The following is a 14,514-nucleotide window of genomic DNA, read 5'->3' on the forward strand; positions in this document are numbered from 1 at the left end:
GGAGGCATGTCTCTGCGCACGGTGGGACTTCCGGCTGATGCACCAGCCTCCATGTCATGTTGGGTGACGCGGTCGGCCCCTGACGCTTCGGGCGCTCTCGAAGCCACAGTCGCCCTTGCGGAGTCGCTCGAAGCGGGGACTTCGGCGCGGGTCAGGAGGCCAGCGACTAACGCCCGTGATTGCTACCTCGGCGGGCCTCGAACCGTAGTGTTCATGAGGAGTAGCGGGTGCAGGCGAAGCTGGTTTGGCTGATCGCCCTCATGGTTTTCGAGACCAGTAGGTCGGTGGCCGGCGCGCGTGACGGCACAGGTCACTGCGATGCCGTCATCTCGCTAGGTGTTCGTCATGAGCTGGGAGAATGCAAGCTCTGTCTCGGTGGTGGGTGTGGTGATGATGCCTGCGAGTTCGTCGGCGTCATCGGCGTAGAGGCGGCGGAGCCGTCGCCAGAGGTGGGCGATGCGGTCGGCGCGCCCGCGAGCGTGCTCGATGCGTGCCCAGGTCACGTACAACGGTTCTGATGGGTCCCAGAGCCGTAGGCCTTGTTGGATGGCCCATGCGGCACGGTCGTGCTCGCCGGCGTTGCTGAGCGCGGTCGCGGCCGCGACGGCTGCGTCTTGGAGTTGGGCGATGGCACGCTGCTCGATGTCGACGCTCCAGGAAACCGTGAGGTCGGTGAACGGGCTGCCACGTACGAGCGAGAGTGCGGCGATCTGGTCGTCGAGTGCTTGCGCGTGGTCGTCGGTGCGGCGGGCGTTGGCGAGCAGTGCCAAGGCCTGGTCGAGGTCGGTCCCGACGTGGTCGGAGAGCCGTATCCGCTCCTTGACGCTCTCGCGGCGAGGGAGCAGTGGTTGGCCGTCGGGGCCGTCGCCGAGGCTGCGGCGCAGGCGGGTCAGCGCGGTGCGGGCCCGTTGCCCGGCGCGTGAGGGTGGACGGTCGGGCCAGATGGTGGCGTCGAGTTGCTCGAGGGTGACGCCGTCGCGGTGGGTGGCGAGGTAGGTGAGCAGTTGCCGGGCGATCGGTGTCAGCCCGTCGACGGGAGCGCCGTCGCAGGTCACGGTGATCGGCCCGAGAACGGCGACGTGGCAGTAGGGAGCGGCGATCTGCAGCAGGACCGCAGCTGAAGCCTCGTCGGGGGACTCGGAGGCCTCAGGGGCGAGGGCGTCGTCGGAACAGAGCTGGTCGAGTGCCTGGCCGATCACGGCAGGGTCGAGGTCGGGCAGTGTCAGCGGCTGCGCCGTCTTTCCTGGCGCGTGGAGCCAGCCGTGTTCGCCGTCGACGCGAAGCCCCCAACTGCCTTGCTCGATCACGCCGGCGGCAAGGAGTCCGCAGAACCGTGCGGCCGCTTCGGGCAGTGGGCTGTCGGTGGAGGCGTGGCAGATGACGGCGCGCGGCATCCGGTCGTCGTCGATGATGCCGGCGTCGGACTCCGCGATCGTGGCGTTGATCGCGTCGGACGGATCGTTGGCGGGGACGATCTGGTCGAGGTCAGCGAACTGGTCGTCGTCGCAGACGATTACTTCGAGCGGTCCGGCGGTGCGTGAGGTCGCGAGCTCGAGCGTCATCGCCCGCAGTCGTGTCCGGACCTGCTCTTCAGGCCCTTGGATGGTGAGTGCGGGGAGGGCGCCGAGGTTGGCGAGCACAGTGGAGCTGCCGGTGTGCCCGAGCGTGACAAGCAGCGGCAGGCCGATCGATCGGCGCGGGCCGCGGTCGCCAGTTCGTGCGCTCCACCGTGCCGGCTCGCCCGGAGAGGCGGGGTCGAGTTCCCACGGCGCCGGCAGTTTGATGTCGTGGTCGTCGACGATGAGGCTGACCGGGCCGCTGTCGTGGAGGATGACCAGCGGCGGGTTGCACTCGGGCGGGATGGTGGCCAGCAACGCGGTGAGGTCTTCGAGGACCGGGTCGTCGGGCGCAACGTGGGTCAGCGTGGCCAGGTGTTGTTCGACGTCTGGGGCCAGCGTTGGCAGCCGGTAGCCGGGCAGCCGTTGGTGCAGCAGGGTGCGACGACGCCGCTGTAGTAGCGCGACTATGCCGGCTGCGGCCAGGGCGGCGGCCGTGGCGGCGGGCGCTGCGCCACGTGGCACGCCCAGCGGGTGTTCGGCTACGTCGGAACCCACGCCGGACAGGCTGTCGTTGCCCTCGTCGGTGCGGTCGGTGGCCGCATCGGGCCCGGCGTCGGTGGTCGCATCCTCCTGAGTTGTCGGGTTCTCGGGCGTTGTTGTGTCGGTGGGCGGCCGGTGACGCCCGTTTGCTGATGGGCGCGCTTCCGGCTCGTCGGGTCGGTCCAGTTCTGCGGCGTGTGCGTCGGCGCTCGGATGCACTTCCTTGATCTCGCCCGTGGCCGCCTGGTCGGGCGCCTGTGGGTCGTGCGGCACGGCCGGGAGATGGAACTGTTGACCTGGGTGGATCAGGTCGGGGTCGTGTGGGGGCGCGAGACGGTCGCGGTTGGTCTCGACCAGGGTGCGCCAGTAGACACCGATCTCGTCGTCGGTGGGGGTGCGGTCCCAGGCGTGTTCGAGTGTGGTCTTGGCGATGTGCCAGAAGTGGTCGCCGGGCTCGACCTCCCACTGCTGCGACGGTGCCGATGTGCTGAAAGCGGCTTCGGGCGGTTTGGGCTGTGCTGGCTCGCGCGCCGGGGTGTGGGTGTCGGTGGGCACGAGCAGTGGCCAGCCGGGCTCGAGTTGGTCGGTGTCGGGCCGGATGGTGGTGCCGTCGGGCAGGGTGCGGTCGAGGTTGAGTTCGCGGATCTCGCGCCAGCGGCGTCCGTCGTCGAGGTGGGTTTCGGCGAGCGACCACCACGAGTCACGTTCGCCGACGGCCACGGTTTCGGTCGCCACCATCGTCGTCTCGACGGTCGGTGTGGTGGTCGGGGCGGCGGCCGGTTGGTAGATGGTTGCGGTGTCAGGGGTGGCGATGGCGGTTGCGGGGATCAGTTGCAGCGGCGCGGCGGCTACGGGGCGGGGCTGGACCATGCTGGCCAGCAGCAGGGTGGCGGCGACAAGTCGTGCGGCGAAGTGTTGGGTGCCGGGAAACAGCGGCAGGGTGCGGGCGGGGCGGTGCCGTAGCGCCGCGACGGTTTCGGCCACGATGGCGGTCGCGAGTTGGCCCCAGGCGATCCAGACGATGACGGCCAGCGTGGTGGTCACGAAGGTGTCGGTGACCCCGATGGTGGTAATGCCGCGGAGCGTGTCGAGGTCGGGCCAGCTGGTCGGGATGGGCGGGCCGACGAGGGTGGTGAGCAGCCACGGCGGGAGGGCCAACAGCAGCAGGCTGGTGGTGGTGGCGGCAAGGCCGACGGTGAGCTGGCGCATGCGGGTCATGAGTCTGCCTCGAGCACGTCGGAGGTGGTGGACGACACGGCGGCGACGGTGATGTGGCGGTCCGGCAGCGGCAGCAGCCGCATCGGTTGGATGAGCGTCACGGTCACGAACACGTCGGTTTCGGTGGCTCGGACGCTGCCGGTCGTGCCGGTGGCGGCCAGGAAGTCGGCGGCGGCCTGTTCTGCGGCTGCCGGGTCGAGCCAGGCACGGCCGGCGTGAACCTGGTCGGGGGCGAGCTGTTGGGCGCCGGCGCGGGCGGCGGCGCCGGCGAGATCGCGGGCGTGGGCTGTGGCTGCGATGATCTGTCCGCCGTCGTAGGCGAGCCCGGCGACTGCGATGAGCGCGACGGTCAGGACGGCAACGAACGCCGAGATCGTCCCTTCCTCACCCGAAGACGGCTCACTTGTGCTGGTAGGGGGTTGCATCAGCCGCCTCCCCGGTAGGTGTCGACGACCTGGGTCGCTGTCGCGGTCGACCAGCGGCGGCCGGGGATGGCGAGTAGTGCGAGGTCGGTGTTGGCCATTTCGCAGCCGATGTGCACGGTGACGGTGCCGCCGGCACGGATGTCGGCGACGACGTCGATGTCGGTCGTTGTGCAGGCGATCCCGGCCGTGGCCAGGTTGGCCAGTGCGATCTCGTCCGCGGCCTTCTGGGCGGCCGAGTTGTCGGCGGTGAGCGAGGCGGCGCGGGCGGCGCGGGCCGCGGTGGAGCGGACGTCGGCGTCGGCGGCCGCGGCTCGGCCGGCGTAGACCACGAGCAGCATCAACACGAGGAGCACGGGCGCGACGATGGCGGCCTCGACCGCCAGCGTGGCGTCCTGGTCGCGCCAACGTGCCATCAGCGTTGTCCTTGGGGGATGAACCGCTCTGGGGTCGCGGCGGCGGACGCGGCGACCGACCACCGGAAACCCGGGACGACCTGCGGGGCCACACCGGTCACGGTCGCGATGACCATCCCGGTGGCCGGGTCGGTGGCGAGGTCGATGCGGATGTTGGTGAGGTGGCCGGCCTGGGCGAGAAGCCCGGCGGCCGCGGTCCGTCCGGCGTCGAGAGTGGAGTCGGGTAGGGCGGCGGTGTAGGTGGCCTCGTCTGCGGCGGCGCGGGCGAGCTGGGTGGCGTGGGCCCACAGGCCGAACTGCACAGCGAGCATGAGCAGTGCGAGCAGCGCGGGCATGAGGATCGCCAGCTGCGAGGCGATCACCCCATCTTGCGCGTCTGCCCTGCTACTCATCCTGCGGGCGCTGCCGGGACGGGGATGTTGTTGGCGTTGCTTTGCGCTGCGGTGTAGATGATGCCCATCACCACGATCGCCGCGCCCACCAGAAGGAAGGTGACCACGGCGATCTCCGTGGTGGTCAGCCCATCCTCGTCGTCTCGCAACCGGACGGTGGAGTCGTGGAGGTAGGCGGCCAGTGTCGCGAGCGTGCAGTAGATCCGGATCATGAAGGCTCCTGTCCGTCCATTCGTCGTCTTCAGGGTTTGGCGGTGGGGGTGTGGCAGTCGGGGGTGCCGGGGATGCAGCCGGTGTGGTTGACGCCGGTGATGGCGGTCACGGCCGGGAACACGATGAAGATCAGAAACCCGAGCAGCAGCACGGCGGTGGGCAGGTTCATCCGCTCGGTGGTCGCCTCGGCCGCTGCTTCGGTTTCGGCGATCTGGCGCGAACGCAGCGTGTCGGCCTTGACCGCCAGCGAGGCACGGATGCGGGCGCCCTGGGCGCCGGCCAGCCCGATGGCGGAGGCGAGGTCGCGCAGCTCGGCGACGCCGAGCTCGGCGCCGAGATCGTCGAAGGCCGTCCACAACGGCTGGTTGATCCGCTGCGCCCGGTGCAACGCATGCCGCAGCTTGCCGAACGCCCACCCTTCGCCGGCGTCTGCGGCGGCGACCAGGGCGGTTTCGATCCCACCACCGCCGGCGAGGATGACGTTGACCAGGTCGAGGTAGGCCGACAGGGCGTACTGAAACGCCTTCCGCCGCTGCGCGACCTGCTCACGTAACCGCAGGTCGGGCAGGAAGAACCCGGCCGCTGTGCAGGCGAGCGCCGCGAGTCCGGCGGTCGGGGGTAGGCCGATCCCGAGCGTGGTGAGTGCGGCCCAGACCGCCAGGGGCACGGTAAGGCCGGCTGCGGCGCCGAGCAGCTTGTCCCGTGCCCAGGCCTGCGGGCTGATGCCGGCCAGTGCGAGCTGCTGCTCCCGCCTCGGCGTCCAGGCACCCAACGACGTCACCAGATCGAGTGCCCGGCCAGAGACCGGCACGGTGTCGGGGCCGGGTGGGCGGTGCAGGTCGGCGATGGCGCGGGCGAGTGGGACCGGCCGCGGCTTGAGTGCGGCGGCGACGATCCACAGGCCCATCCCGCAGGCCAGGCCGAGCAGCAGCGAGACGGTCATCGGCTCGCCTTCTGCGTGGTGCGGGGGACGAACCGTTCGGGCAGGTCGATGTCGGACATGCGGGCCATCAGCCACGATCCGCCGGCGAATACCCCGCCGACGACAGCGAGCACGGCCTGGCCGCCGGGGCTGTCGTAGGCGTCGAGGTAGCTGCGGTTGAGCACCATCAGCATGATGACGGTCGCGACGACCGAGCCGAGGATGATCTTGGCGGAGGTCCGAAGCCGTTGCCGGCCCACCTCGACCTTGACCCGCATGGTGGCGTCGTCGCGTATCGACTCCGCCAGCCGCGAAAGGAGGCTGCCGAGGTCGGCGGCCTCCATCCGCGCTGCGATCGTCAACGCCGCGACAACCAGATCCGAGGACGGATGGTCGAGCTCGTCACCGAACGCGGCCAGCGCGTCGGTGAGCCGCTGATGCCGCAGCCGCTCAGCCAGCCGACGCACCGCCGGTGCGATCGGTGCCGGTGGGGCGACCGCGGTCGCGGTCAGCGCTTCTTCGAGTCCGGCGGCGGCGGCCATGGTGTCGCGTACCGACTCCGCCCACGACGCGATCGCTTCGGTCTTGTCGATCGCGTCCTGCCGTGCCCGACCTCCACCGAGCAGGCGCGGTGCCAGTGCGGTGCCGAATCCGGCGAGCGCGGCGGCGACCGGCCAGCGCGTCACCACCAGCACGACCATCGCTACTAGTACCGCCAGTCCGGCCCGTGTCGCCGTCTGTTGCAGGCGGGCAGTGCTGGCGGCGAGCTGGGAGCGGTCGGGGAGCAGCTGCCAGCCGGCGAGCCCGCCGATGGCGAGCCAGATGCCGATGCCGACGATGATGCCGGCGAGCAGGGCGACAAGCGTGCTCATGTGGTCCACCACCCGTCACGGTTTGCGAGCAGCTGCGCCTCGAACCCGCACGCGATCAGCCGGTGCATGGTGTCGTCACGTGTCGGGGACCCTGGCACGGCACGCCCGTCTGGGCCGGGGGTGAAGATCTCGTTGGAGACGAGTCGGGCGCCGTCGACGTCGACGACCTCACGAACAGAGGTGACGGCACGACGGCTGTTGACCCAGCCGATGTGGACCACCAGGTGGACGGCGTTGGCGACCAGCAGGTTGGTGGTCTCGGCGTCGAGCCGTTCGGGGGTCATCGCGGCGTACATCTGGAACCGCTTGAACGTCTCTTTCGATGTCGAGGCGTGGATGGTGCAAAGCGACCCGTCGTTGCCCTGCGACATGGCCAGCAGCATCGGCAGAATCTCATCGCCGCGGACCTCGCCGACGATGACCCGGTCGGGCGACATGCGAAGGCCGGTGCGCACCAGCTGGGCGAGCGTGATCTGCCCGACCCCTTCGGTGTTGGCGGCGCGGGCGGTCAACGTCTCGTAGTCGGGGTGGCGGTCGGCAAAGCGTTCCAGGCCGATCTCGAGCGAGTCCTCGATCGTGATCAGACGCTCGCCCGGCTGGATCGCGTTGATCAGGCAGCGCAGCATCGTGGTCTTGCCCGAGTTCGTCCCGCCGGCGATCACGATGTTCAACCTGGCCAGCGTCGCGGCCGTGAGAAACGACTCGAGCGTGCGGTCGATCGCCCCCGCAGCCACCAGGTGGGAAAGCAGATGCAGGTCGAAGTTGTGCCGGCGGATGGTCACCCGTGGCCGTGACGCGGGCGGACTCAAGACGGCGTTGAGCCGGTCGCCATTGGGCAGCTGCATGTCCAGCTCCCAGTTCGCCGCATCGAAACGCTTCTCCGAGCGGTCGAGACGGCGGGCGGCGTTGGCGATGATGTCGACCAGCTCGGCCGGGCTGGACACGACCGGAGGGTGGATCTCTTTGCGGCCGTCGGCGTACTCGAGCCACACCGGATCGGCCCCAGGGATCGCGATGTTGGTTACGCCCTCGAGAGCGAGCAGTTCCTGCAACGGCCCCAGGCCGAACAGCCGGTCGATGACCTGGACCGCCACACGACGTTCGCTCGGCGCGTCCAGCGGGTCGCGGCCCTCACGCAACGCCTCGGTCGCCAACCGTTCCAGTTCGCGGCTGACCAGGGCCTGTGCAAGCTGCCGTTCATCCTCACCGGACAACCGCCCTTGCTCGCCGTCGTCGGACGAGCGGGCGGTCAGCTCATCACCGACCCGCCGCACCAGCCGGTCAACCAACCCCACATCGGTGACGGCCATCTCACGACCTTCCGTGCACCAGATCACGACCCCGCGGGTGGCCGTCGACCTGCGCCGACGTGCCGACGTCCGGCTGTGGTGCCGGACGGCTTGGGGCGACCCGGTCGACGATGCCGCTCGCCGTACGCAACAACGCGCTGCGACCGAGCCATCGGGCCGTGCCACAGGCCGCCAACGCGTCGGCCGCATCAGGGTCGGCGGCCAAGACCCCGAGCACCGGGGCCCCGATCGCGTCGGCAACCTCGGCCGGGCCGTAGGGCCGATCGCCGACCAACAGCACGTCCGGTGCCGGCCCGAGGGTCGACAGGTGTGCGAGTCGGTGGGCGAGTGCGGCCAATTCCTCCACCCGCGGTCGCACCACCAGCACCAGTCGGTCCGCCGACTCGATCAACGGCGCGACGAGCGGCGCAGCGGGCAGCCGCCCGGCATCGATGAGCACATCCGTCTCGGCCGACTCGAGCAGGCCGGCGAGCCGGCCGGCGCACGTGCGCAGCAGCGCCTGGGCCGGCTCCAACGCCGCCGGCCCCACGAGCGCCCCGATACGCCCGGTGCCCGGCAAGGGTCGGACATGCTCGTCGAGCAACCCCGCCGTGTCGCCACCGAGGGTGTGGCGCGATGCGGCAGCAAGCGTGGTCAGCCCGGGCTCGATGGGTAGCCCGAACCTCGCCGCCAGCGCGCCACCATCCTCCGATGCCTCGACCAGCAGCAGCCGGCCCGGCCACACCGAGGCGCACGCCAACACCGCCGTGGTCACCCCCGGCGATGACCGCGCCGACGCGAACACCACCCTCATGGCCGGCCCTCCACGTGATCGCGGGCAACCAGCACCAGGCGAACCTCGCCGGTCGCGGCCGCCTGCGCGACCGAGACGGCCTCCGTTTCGCCGGTGTGCAGCGAGATGAACTGGAGCCCTTGCGTGCCAACCGGCTCGATCCCGACCACCTCGGCCGCCTCCACCAACACCACGAGCCCGTCGGAGACCTCCACGACCGAGACCAGGTCCCCGATCGTCAGCCGTGGGGTCGGGTACTGCCCCGGCGCCAACGCCAGACCGACCACCCCCGCACCCGGCGTCAACGCCGAGCCGGCAGAGACGTGATCGGCCGTCAGCAACGTCCCCGCCGCCAGATCCGCCACGACCGCCTTGCCGACCAACACACCGGAGTCGGTGGCCGGGGTCATCGCCACGACATCGTCGGTACCGACATGCACGACCCGCAGATCGTCGACCTCGAGCACCTCGCCACGCGCGACATCGGCCGCCAGCACCAGCACCGCGGTGCGCTGCACCGACGCGGCGTTGAACAACACAAACCCCAACGCCGCCAACCCCGACAGCATCAGCCCCAACGCCAGCTGCGGGACCCGCATCCGGCGCACCGCAGGCTCAGGCGGATCCGGACGGCGTGGCGTGCGTGGCGGGGCTGGCGCTGTCGTGCTTGCCATCGACCATCCTTCCAACCGCACCGGCGTCAGCCGGTGATCACCGCCTGCACCTCACCCACGGTGAGCTCCCACGAGTCCGACACCTCGATCGACCCGAACACCCCGCGGTCCGCACCGTTGAGCGACCACGAAAACTCCCACCGGACCGTCACCGAGGCGTCGAACACCCCAGAGGGCCGGATCGAGGACGAATCGGTGAACGTGTACGTGCACGCCGGGTTCCCGGTCCCGCGGACCGACTCAGGCTGCAACTCGTAATCCGCCTGAGCCGGCTCCGACCACGGCACGCCCGGGCCCTCGCAGACGCGCACCCCCTCGTCGAGATCCCAGATCGCTTCGACAGGCCGCGCCTCGACCGACACCTCGATGCCGGTCGGCGTCGACGCTGTCGCTGACCGCGGCTGCCAGTACGACTCGTCCAACCACAACCAGGTCGCAAACCGTGTCACCGCCTGCTCCGGCGACACGGCAAAGTCCGGCGTCACCGGCTCCACACGAGCCCGCGCCTGGGCACGTGCAGCGAAGACGCCCTCGCTGTCATCCGCACTGCCCGGTTCCGGAGACGGCACCCACAACACATCACTGCGCAGATCGCCGTTGCAGTCGCGATACACACCCAGCACGTGGCCCTCGGGCGCATCCAGCCAGTTGTGCTGCTGCCGATCCCGATACGTCTCTGGAACATGCTCCGGCGGCAGAAACGAGACCCACCACGCATCCGGATCTGCCGCACGCTCCGCAGTGCACTGCGGAGCTTCTGCCTGCCCGCCCACCGGCTGCGGAGTGCTGCCGTCAGCATCGCCGCCAGGGCACGTCCCGACAGCTTCTCCGCCTCGGTCATCTATTGCTCCCGACCCTTGGCAAGGAGCCGCTGCGGCCGGGGTCGTACTCAAGATGACGAAGACGATCGCCAGCGTCCAAGTCGACGCGTTCCGCCGCCTACTGCACGACATATCGCGTACTTCCGGGTTCGCAGTTGGTGTCGCGCGTGCCCGCTTGATCGCTCACCCGCCAAACGCCGTCGTCACCACGGCGTAGTTCCACCGACTGAAGGTCGAGCTGGCCCTCTTGAACAGGCGGGATGAGATCGTCGAGGCGAGTGCCGGTCTCGAGGTCGAAGGCGCCACGCTCTGGGACCTGGCGCGCGCAGTCGGAGACTGTGGCAGCCCCGATGCCCACCTCGAACACGACGGCGTTGTCGGTCGGAGCCGGGTCGCGGATCACAATCCCGTCCCGTTGGTGCTCGGTGAGCAGATCGCGGATGAACTCGAGTTGCGCTCCGGTCATGGTGCGTTCGAGTTCCGGATGACCGGGATCGGGCGGGTCCCAGGCGGCGTCCTTCGCTGCTCGAAAGTCGCGGTAGGCAGCCAACAGTTGGTCGTTGAGTTCTTCGGCGATGCAGAACAGGTCTCGCTGCTGAGCGGTGTCGATCCGCCAGCCATCGTTGGTGGCGACGGCGGTGGCTTCCCAGCCGGTTGTGACGGTTGCGACGCTGTCGGGTTGTCCGTCGGGGTGCTGAGCGACGATGGCGCAATCGGTGATACTGGCCTGGTCGCCCGTGACCTGGAAGCGTGGCCAGAGCTCGGTGTCGCTGGTGACGAGTCGGCTGTCGCCGCGCTGGGCGACGAGCGCTTCGATGGCACGGTCGGGATCGACCGCAACTTCTTGGAACTCTGCAGGATCTGGGTCGTCGACCGATGCCTGCTCGACCCAGGCTGTGTGGAACGCTTCCCAGGTCGCCGCCAGTTCGTCCTCATCTGGGCGGCTGGGTTCGGCGGTCGGGGGGGCGTCGGGTGTCTCGGTTTCAACTGCGGCGGCGCTGTTGTCGGTGGCGTCCGGCTCGCGAACCGATGTCGACGTCGGGGCCCCGGTCGAACAGGCCGCCAGTACGGCCGCCAACGCGAACGGCACCGCGATGAATGCCAGGCGCGACGGGGTGTCGCCGTGATCCGCGACCGGCACCGTCGACACAGCTGTTGGATAGTCGAGGCCCCCCATGGCAGCCCCCGTGGCCACATGCGATGCGCATTCTGAGTGGTTCTGCATCGAGGGGAGTAGTCCATCTGGGCCCGTCAGGGTGACATGAATGCGCCTGTCGCTCCACATGGGGTGCGTGGCGCACGTCACGATCGGGGGCAGGGCGGGGCCGGTCTCGGTGGGAGCCCGGGGCATGAGGCCGCTCCTTGTTACCTGGTCCGACGCAGGACACGTTGGGCTTGCTGGCCGTGTTCGAGCCGCTGGGTGAGTGTGACGATTTCGCGGTCGAGTTCGGCCACGACCTTCTCCCAGGTTGTGGACAACTGGCTGGTGGCTCGTCGGCCGGAGCTGCCTTTGGGGAGCTCGTCCAGCCGGCGTTGCACGGCGCGGAGTGCGGCAGCGGCTTCTCGCCGGTCCGTGCGGGCCGCCGTGAGCCGCTGCTGCGGGGAGGGTTCGACCACGGGTCGGCGGGTCCCGGTCTGGTAGTGGCGTGCGGCGTAGAGCCGTTGCAGACCGGTGGCGCGCCAGCGGCCACCGACGGCTTCGAGTTGCAGGGTGAGCGCGCCCCAACGTTCGGCATCGGTGCGGGTGACCAGGTTCGCGATGGCTCGGCCGGTGTCGAGACGTTGGATGCGGGTGACGCCGACATCGGCGCGGCTGACGCCGCCACCGGTGAACGAGCCTGGCAGGCGGGTCTGCTGCCACCGTTGCCAGGCTTGCGGGGTCACGTAGGCGAGCAGCTGTTCGGGCTCGCGCAGACTGCGTTCGACCTCGAGGGTGGCGCGGGCGATGAAACGCGCGATGTCTTCGAGCTGGGCGTCGGTCGGGATCGGTCCCATGGCCCATCACCGGCTTCGCGCGGGTGGGCGGGCGACGGCTGCCGCTTGTTGGCGGGCGGCGTCGAGGGCCAGGTCGAGCCGGTCGGTTGGCAGCACGGTGGCGGTGACCTTGCCGACACGTTGGTGCAACGCCGTCAGCCGGTCGACGTCACCGTCGACCCAGCTGGCGATGTAGCCCGCCGCGTGGCCGGTGATGTCGAAGTTGAACCGGGCCGAGATCGCATGCGCGGCGGCCTCGGCGACCGCTTCACAGTCGGCCCGGTTGTGGGCGTAGTAGCGGCGGTCGCCTGCCGTGTGCGCGTCGCGCAGCTCAGGGTCGTGGCGGTGGGCGAGCTCGTGCGCGATGGTCGCCACCCGCTCACCGTCGCTGTTGGCAGCGGCGACCACAATCCGGTCGTGTTCGCGCTGGTAGTAGCCGTACAGATCAGCCGGTAGCTCGCGGGTCTCGAGCGTGACGCCGTGGTCGGCACACCAGCTGGTGAGGTGGTTGGCCAGCGCCTGCGGGGCCTGGTCGGGGGCGGGCCTGCCGAGCTCTGGGAGTGGGTCGCCGTCGGTCTGGGCGACGTCGAACACGTGCCCGACCCCGAAGCCGATGCGCTGTTCGTAGCGGGCACGCTCGCCCGCGGTGGCTGGCGGGCGGACCCGCTCACCGGTGGCGGGGTCGAGCCAGTAGGGCTTGGGATGGAAGACCATGATGCCGGTCTCGCCCTTGCGGACCTGCCGGCCGACCTGCTGCCAGGTCCGATACGACGCGACCTTGGTCGCCTGCGGTGCCTGCGCCACGATCCAGGCCGCGTTGGTAGGCGAGTAGCGGTGGAACGCGGCCATCTTGGTGAACCAGGCGGCGTACTCGCCCGAGTCGATGATCCGGCGCAGCTCGGCCTCGAGCTGTCCTTGCACTTGGGCGCGACGGTCCTCGACCGAGAGCCGGCCCGCCTTGGTCGGGGCGCTCATGAGACCGGCTCGGCGGTCAACTGCTGCGCGAACGCGGCCGCGAGCCGGTGGGGCGGCAAGCTTCGAAGCGCGGCCGGGATCGAGGGCAGCACCCAGGTCCGCCACGCCTTGCCCGACGAACTCGCCGTCGGCGGCAGGCCCTCGAGGGGCAGGCGAAGCTGACGCGGCCTACCCGGCGCACCTGGCTGCGAGTCCGGCGGCAACGCCGGCGCCGGTGTGTTCGGCGTAAGTGGATGCAGGTGCGGGTGGCCGACCCCGTCGTAGGCCAGCACCGCGCACAGCTGCTCGCGGCCTGCCTCGTCGAGGTCGCCGAGCACGGCGAGATGGACGGCCCGAATCTCGATGGTGCCCATCAGGCTGACCTGGCGAACTCGGCCAGCTGCGGTCGCAGCTGACGTCGCGCCCGCGCCATCCGCTGCTTGAGCGCGCTGTGGGTGAGTCCGTGATCGGCCGCTACCGGCGCCAGCGGGAGCCGGCACGCCGCCGCACGCAGCCCGGCGCTGGTGGGACGGTCGAGCTCGCTCAGCAGCTGCTCGAGCGCGGCGGTCAGTTCGGGGTGCGGCTCGATGTTGTTGGCCACCTCCACACGTGGCAGCCGTGCGGGATCGAAGGCCCGCTCGAGCTGGCGGCGAGCGAGTTCGCGCTCGACCAGGCGGCGCATGCGGTGGGTGATCTGCTGGGCGACCTGGCGTCGCAGCCAAGGCCCGCCCGATCCGGCATCGGCGCAGCGGGCCGCGGCCAGCAGAACCTCCAGGCTCGCGGCACCCCACTCGGCCGGGTCTTGTTCGAACAGCAGCCGGCCGCGCACCAGCAGCAGCGGACGGTGGGTGTCCGCCAGCCAGCCCAGCGCCACCGGGTCGCCGGCGAGTGCGGCGGTGAGCAGCCGGCGGTAGTGGTGGTGGCAGTCGGCGTCGGGGCGTTCGACACGTGCGTCGGTGAGCGCGACGCCGACGATGCGGCGGGACTGTTGGTCTTGCTCGTCAGGGTCGAGCGATCGCCAGCGTCGGGTGATCTGCCCGAACGGGTCTGCAGGGTGGCCATCCATCGGGGCTCCTCTGATCGGGGAGCACCACGCTGAAAGTGGGCCGCTTCAACCCCGTGACAGCGGCGTGGCCGAAACCGATACAGCCGAACGAAGTTGGCGGCGTCCGTCGTGAAGCGGCGTGAAGCGGCCCGTAGACGCCCGTGTTGCCGCTTCAATCGCGTGACACCTAGCTCCACCGACCCGCGGCATCACGGCCACGGTCGGCGCCGATGCCGCCTCGCTGCGCCCGCCCGACGGATGCTGACGACAACCTCGTTGGCGGCGGCCAGGTCGACCATGGACGTGGCGCGAGCGCGGGGCGACGGCGAGCGTCACTGAAGACGTGCCACCGGGATGTGCCGTCGCCTTCGTACCGGCGACCGGACGGAGGACGTGACCCAGCCGTCAAC

At 70.3% G+C, this 14,514-nt stretch carries 16 protein-coding genes; all 16 read right to left on the reverse strand.

The genetic code is table 11. The features are described from left to right. Positions 1–332: 332 nt before the first annotated feature. Positions 333–3,317, reverse strand: a complete 2,985-nt coding sequence (locus tag ACERMF_RS03610; protein ID WP_373667655.1) for a hypothetical protein — start codon at positions 3,315–3,317, stop codon at positions 333–335. Then, complete coding sequence (locus ACERMF_RS03615; protein WP_373667656.1) at positions 3,314–3,742, reverse strand: pilus assembly protein TadG-related protein; 429 nt, start codon at positions 3,740–3,742, stop codon at positions 3,314–3,316. Before ACERMF_RS03615 ends, ACERMF_RS03610 begins: the two co-directional genes overlap by 4 nt. Further along, positions 3,742–4,155, reverse strand: coding sequence for a TadE/TadG family type IV pilus assembly protein (locus ACERMF_RS03620; RefSeq protein WP_373667657.1), 414 nt, complete (start codon positions 4,153–4,155; stop codon positions 3,742–3,744). Before ACERMF_RS03620 ends, ACERMF_RS03615 begins: the two co-directional genes overlap by 1 nt. Next, positions 4,155–4,547: a TadE/TadG family type IV pilus assembly protein gene (locus tag ACERMF_RS03625; RefSeq protein ID WP_373667658.1), complete on the reverse strand. Its 393-nt coding sequence runs from the start codon at positions 4,545–4,547 to the stop codon at positions 4,155–4,157. The genes ACERMF_RS03620 and ACERMF_RS03625 overlap by 1 nt, the downstream gene beginning before the upstream one ends. Next, on the reverse strand, positions 4,544–4,759 hold the full coding sequence (locus tag ACERMF_RS03630; protein WP_373667659.1) for a hypothetical protein: 216 nt from the start codon (positions 4,757–4,759) through the stop codon (positions 4,544–4,546). Before ACERMF_RS03630 ends, ACERMF_RS03625 begins: the two co-directional genes overlap by 4 nt. A gap of 29 nt (positions 4,760–4,788) precedes the next feature. Continuing rightward, a complete protein-coding gene (locus ACERMF_RS03635) occupies positions 4,789–5,703 on the reverse strand; it encodes a type II secretion system F family protein (RefSeq protein WP_373667660.1) in 915 nt (304 codons plus the stop codon). Continuing rightward, the gene (locus ACERMF_RS03640; protein WP_373667661.1) at positions 5,700–6,554 is read right to left on the reverse strand and encodes a type II secretion system F family protein; all 855 of its coding nucleotides are present in this window, start codon (positions 6,552–6,554) and stop codon (positions 5,700–5,702) included. The genes ACERMF_RS03635 and ACERMF_RS03640 overlap by 4 nt, the downstream gene beginning before the upstream one ends. Next, positions 6,551–7,864 (reverse strand): CpaF family protein, encoded by a 1,314-nt coding sequence (locus ACERMF_RS03645; protein ID WP_373667662.1) that lies wholly within the window; start codon positions 7,862–7,864, stop codon positions 6,551–6,553. The genes ACERMF_RS03640 and ACERMF_RS03645 overlap by 4 nt, the downstream gene beginning before the upstream one ends. Position 7,865: 1 nt before the next feature. Continuing rightward, on the reverse strand, positions 7,866–8,657 hold the full coding sequence (locus ACERMF_RS03650; protein WP_373667663.1) for a chromosome partitioning protein: 792 nt from the start codon (positions 8,655–8,657) through the stop codon (positions 7,866–7,868). Next, complete coding sequence (locus tag ACERMF_RS03655; RefSeq protein WP_373667664.1) at positions 8,654–9,235, reverse strand: SAF domain-containing protein; 582 nt, start codon at positions 9,233–9,235, stop codon at positions 8,654–8,656. The genes ACERMF_RS03650 and ACERMF_RS03655 overlap by 4 nt, the downstream gene beginning before the upstream one ends. A 101-nt stretch (positions 9,236–9,336) precedes the next feature. Further along, the gene (locus ACERMF_RS03660; protein ID WP_373667665.1) at positions 9,337–10,083 is read right to left on the reverse strand and encodes a hypothetical protein; all 747 of its coding nucleotides are present in this window, start codon (positions 10,081–10,083) and stop codon (positions 9,337–9,339) included. Between the two features lie 166 nt (positions 10,084–10,249). Next, entirely contained in the window at positions 10,250–11,308 is a 1,059-nt protein-coding gene (locus ACERMF_RS03665) for a hypothetical protein (protein ID WP_373667666.1), read from the reverse strand. A gap of 188 nt (positions 11,309–11,496) precedes the next feature. Continuing rightward, positions 11,497–12,126, reverse strand: coding sequence for an Rv3235 family protein (locus ACERMF_RS03670; protein WP_373667667.1), 630 nt, complete (start codon positions 12,124–12,126; stop codon positions 11,497–11,499). A gap of 6 nt (positions 12,127–12,132) precedes the next feature. Then, positions 12,133–13,080, reverse strand: a complete 948-nt coding sequence (locus tag ACERMF_RS03675) for an ArdC-like ssDNA-binding domain-containing protein (RefSeq protein WP_373667668.1) — start codon at positions 13,078–13,080, stop codon at positions 12,133–12,135. Then, complete coding sequence (locus tag ACERMF_RS03680; protein WP_373667669.1) at positions 13,077–13,433, reverse strand: hypothetical protein; 357 nt, start codon at positions 13,431–13,433, stop codon at positions 13,077–13,079. The genes ACERMF_RS03675 and ACERMF_RS03680 overlap by 4 nt, the downstream gene beginning before the upstream one ends. Continuing rightward, on the reverse strand, positions 13,433–14,125 hold the full coding sequence (locus ACERMF_RS03685; RefSeq protein WP_373667670.1) for a hypothetical protein: 693 nt from the start codon (positions 14,123–14,125) through the stop codon (positions 13,433–13,435). The genes ACERMF_RS03680 and ACERMF_RS03685 overlap by 1 nt, the downstream gene beginning before the upstream one ends. Between the last annotated feature and the right edge of the window lie 389 nt (positions 14,126–14,514).

The organism is Egicoccus sp. AB-alg6-2 (genome assembly GCF_041821025.1).
Lineage (GTDB): Bacteria > Actinomycetota > Nitriliruptoria > Nitriliruptorales > Nitriliruptoraceae > Egicoccus.

Bases quoted from the DNA above. Each gene is read 5' to 3' on its own strand.
- ACERMF_RS03615 (WP_373667656.1), bottom strand. From the start codon at position 3,742: ATGCAACCCCCTACCAGCACAAGTGAGCCGTCTTCGGGTGAGGAAGGG.
- ACERMF_RS03665 (WP_373667666.1), bottom strand. From the start codon at position 11,308: ATGGGGGGCCTCGACTATCCAACAGCTGTGTCGACGGTGCCGGTCGCG.
- ACERMF_RS03640 (WP_373667661.1), bottom strand. From the start codon at position 6,554: ATGAGCACGCTTGTCGCCCTGCTCGCCGGCATCATCGTCGGCATCGGC.
- ACERMF_RS03680 (WP_373667669.1), bottom strand. From the start codon at position 13,433: ATGGGCACCATCGAGATTCGGGCCGTCCATCTCGCCGTGCTCGGCGAC.
- ACERMF_RS03610 (WP_373667655.1), bottom strand. From the start codon at position 3,317: ATGACCCGCATGCGCCAGCTCACCGTCGGCCTTGCCGCCACCACCACC.
- ACERMF_RS03635 (WP_373667660.1), bottom strand. From the start codon at position 5,703: ATGACCGTCTCGCTGCTGCTCGGCCTGGCCTGCGGGATGGGCCTGTGG.
- ACERMF_RS03685 (WP_373667670.1), bottom strand. From the start codon at position 14,125: ATGGATGGCCACCCTGCAGACCCGTTCGGGCAGATCACCCGACGCTGG.
- ACERMF_RS03620 (WP_373667657.1), bottom strand. From the start codon at position 4,155: ATGGCACGTTGGCGCGACCAGGACGCCACGCTGGCGGTCGAGGCCGCC.
- ACERMF_RS03670 (WP_373667667.1), bottom strand. From the start codon at position 12,126: ATGGGACCGATCCCGACCGACGCCCAGCTCGAAGACATCGCGCGTTTC.
- ACERMF_RS03650 (WP_373667663.1), bottom strand. From the start codon at position 8,657: ATGAGGGTGGTGTTCGCGTCGGCGCGGTCATCGCCGGGGGTGACCACG.
- ACERMF_RS03675 (WP_373667668.1), bottom strand. From the start codon at position 13,080: ATGAGCGCCCCGACCAAGGCGGGCCGGCTCTCGGTCGAGGACCGTCGC.
- ACERMF_RS03630 (WP_373667659.1), bottom strand. From the start codon at position 4,759: ATGATCCGGATCTACTGCACGCTCGCGACACTGGCCGCCTACCTCCAC.
- ACERMF_RS03655 (WP_373667664.1), bottom strand. From the start codon at position 9,235: ATGCGGGTCCCGCAGCTGGCGTTGGGGCTGATGCTGTCGGGGTTGGCG.
- ACERMF_RS03625 (WP_373667658.1), bottom strand. From the start codon at position 4,547: ATGAGTAGCAGGGCAGACGCGCAAGATGGGGTGATCGCCTCGCAGCTG.
- ACERMF_RS03645 (WP_373667662.1), bottom strand. From the start codon at position 7,864: ATGGCCGTCACCGATGTGGGGTTGGTTGACCGGCTGGTGCGGCGGGTC.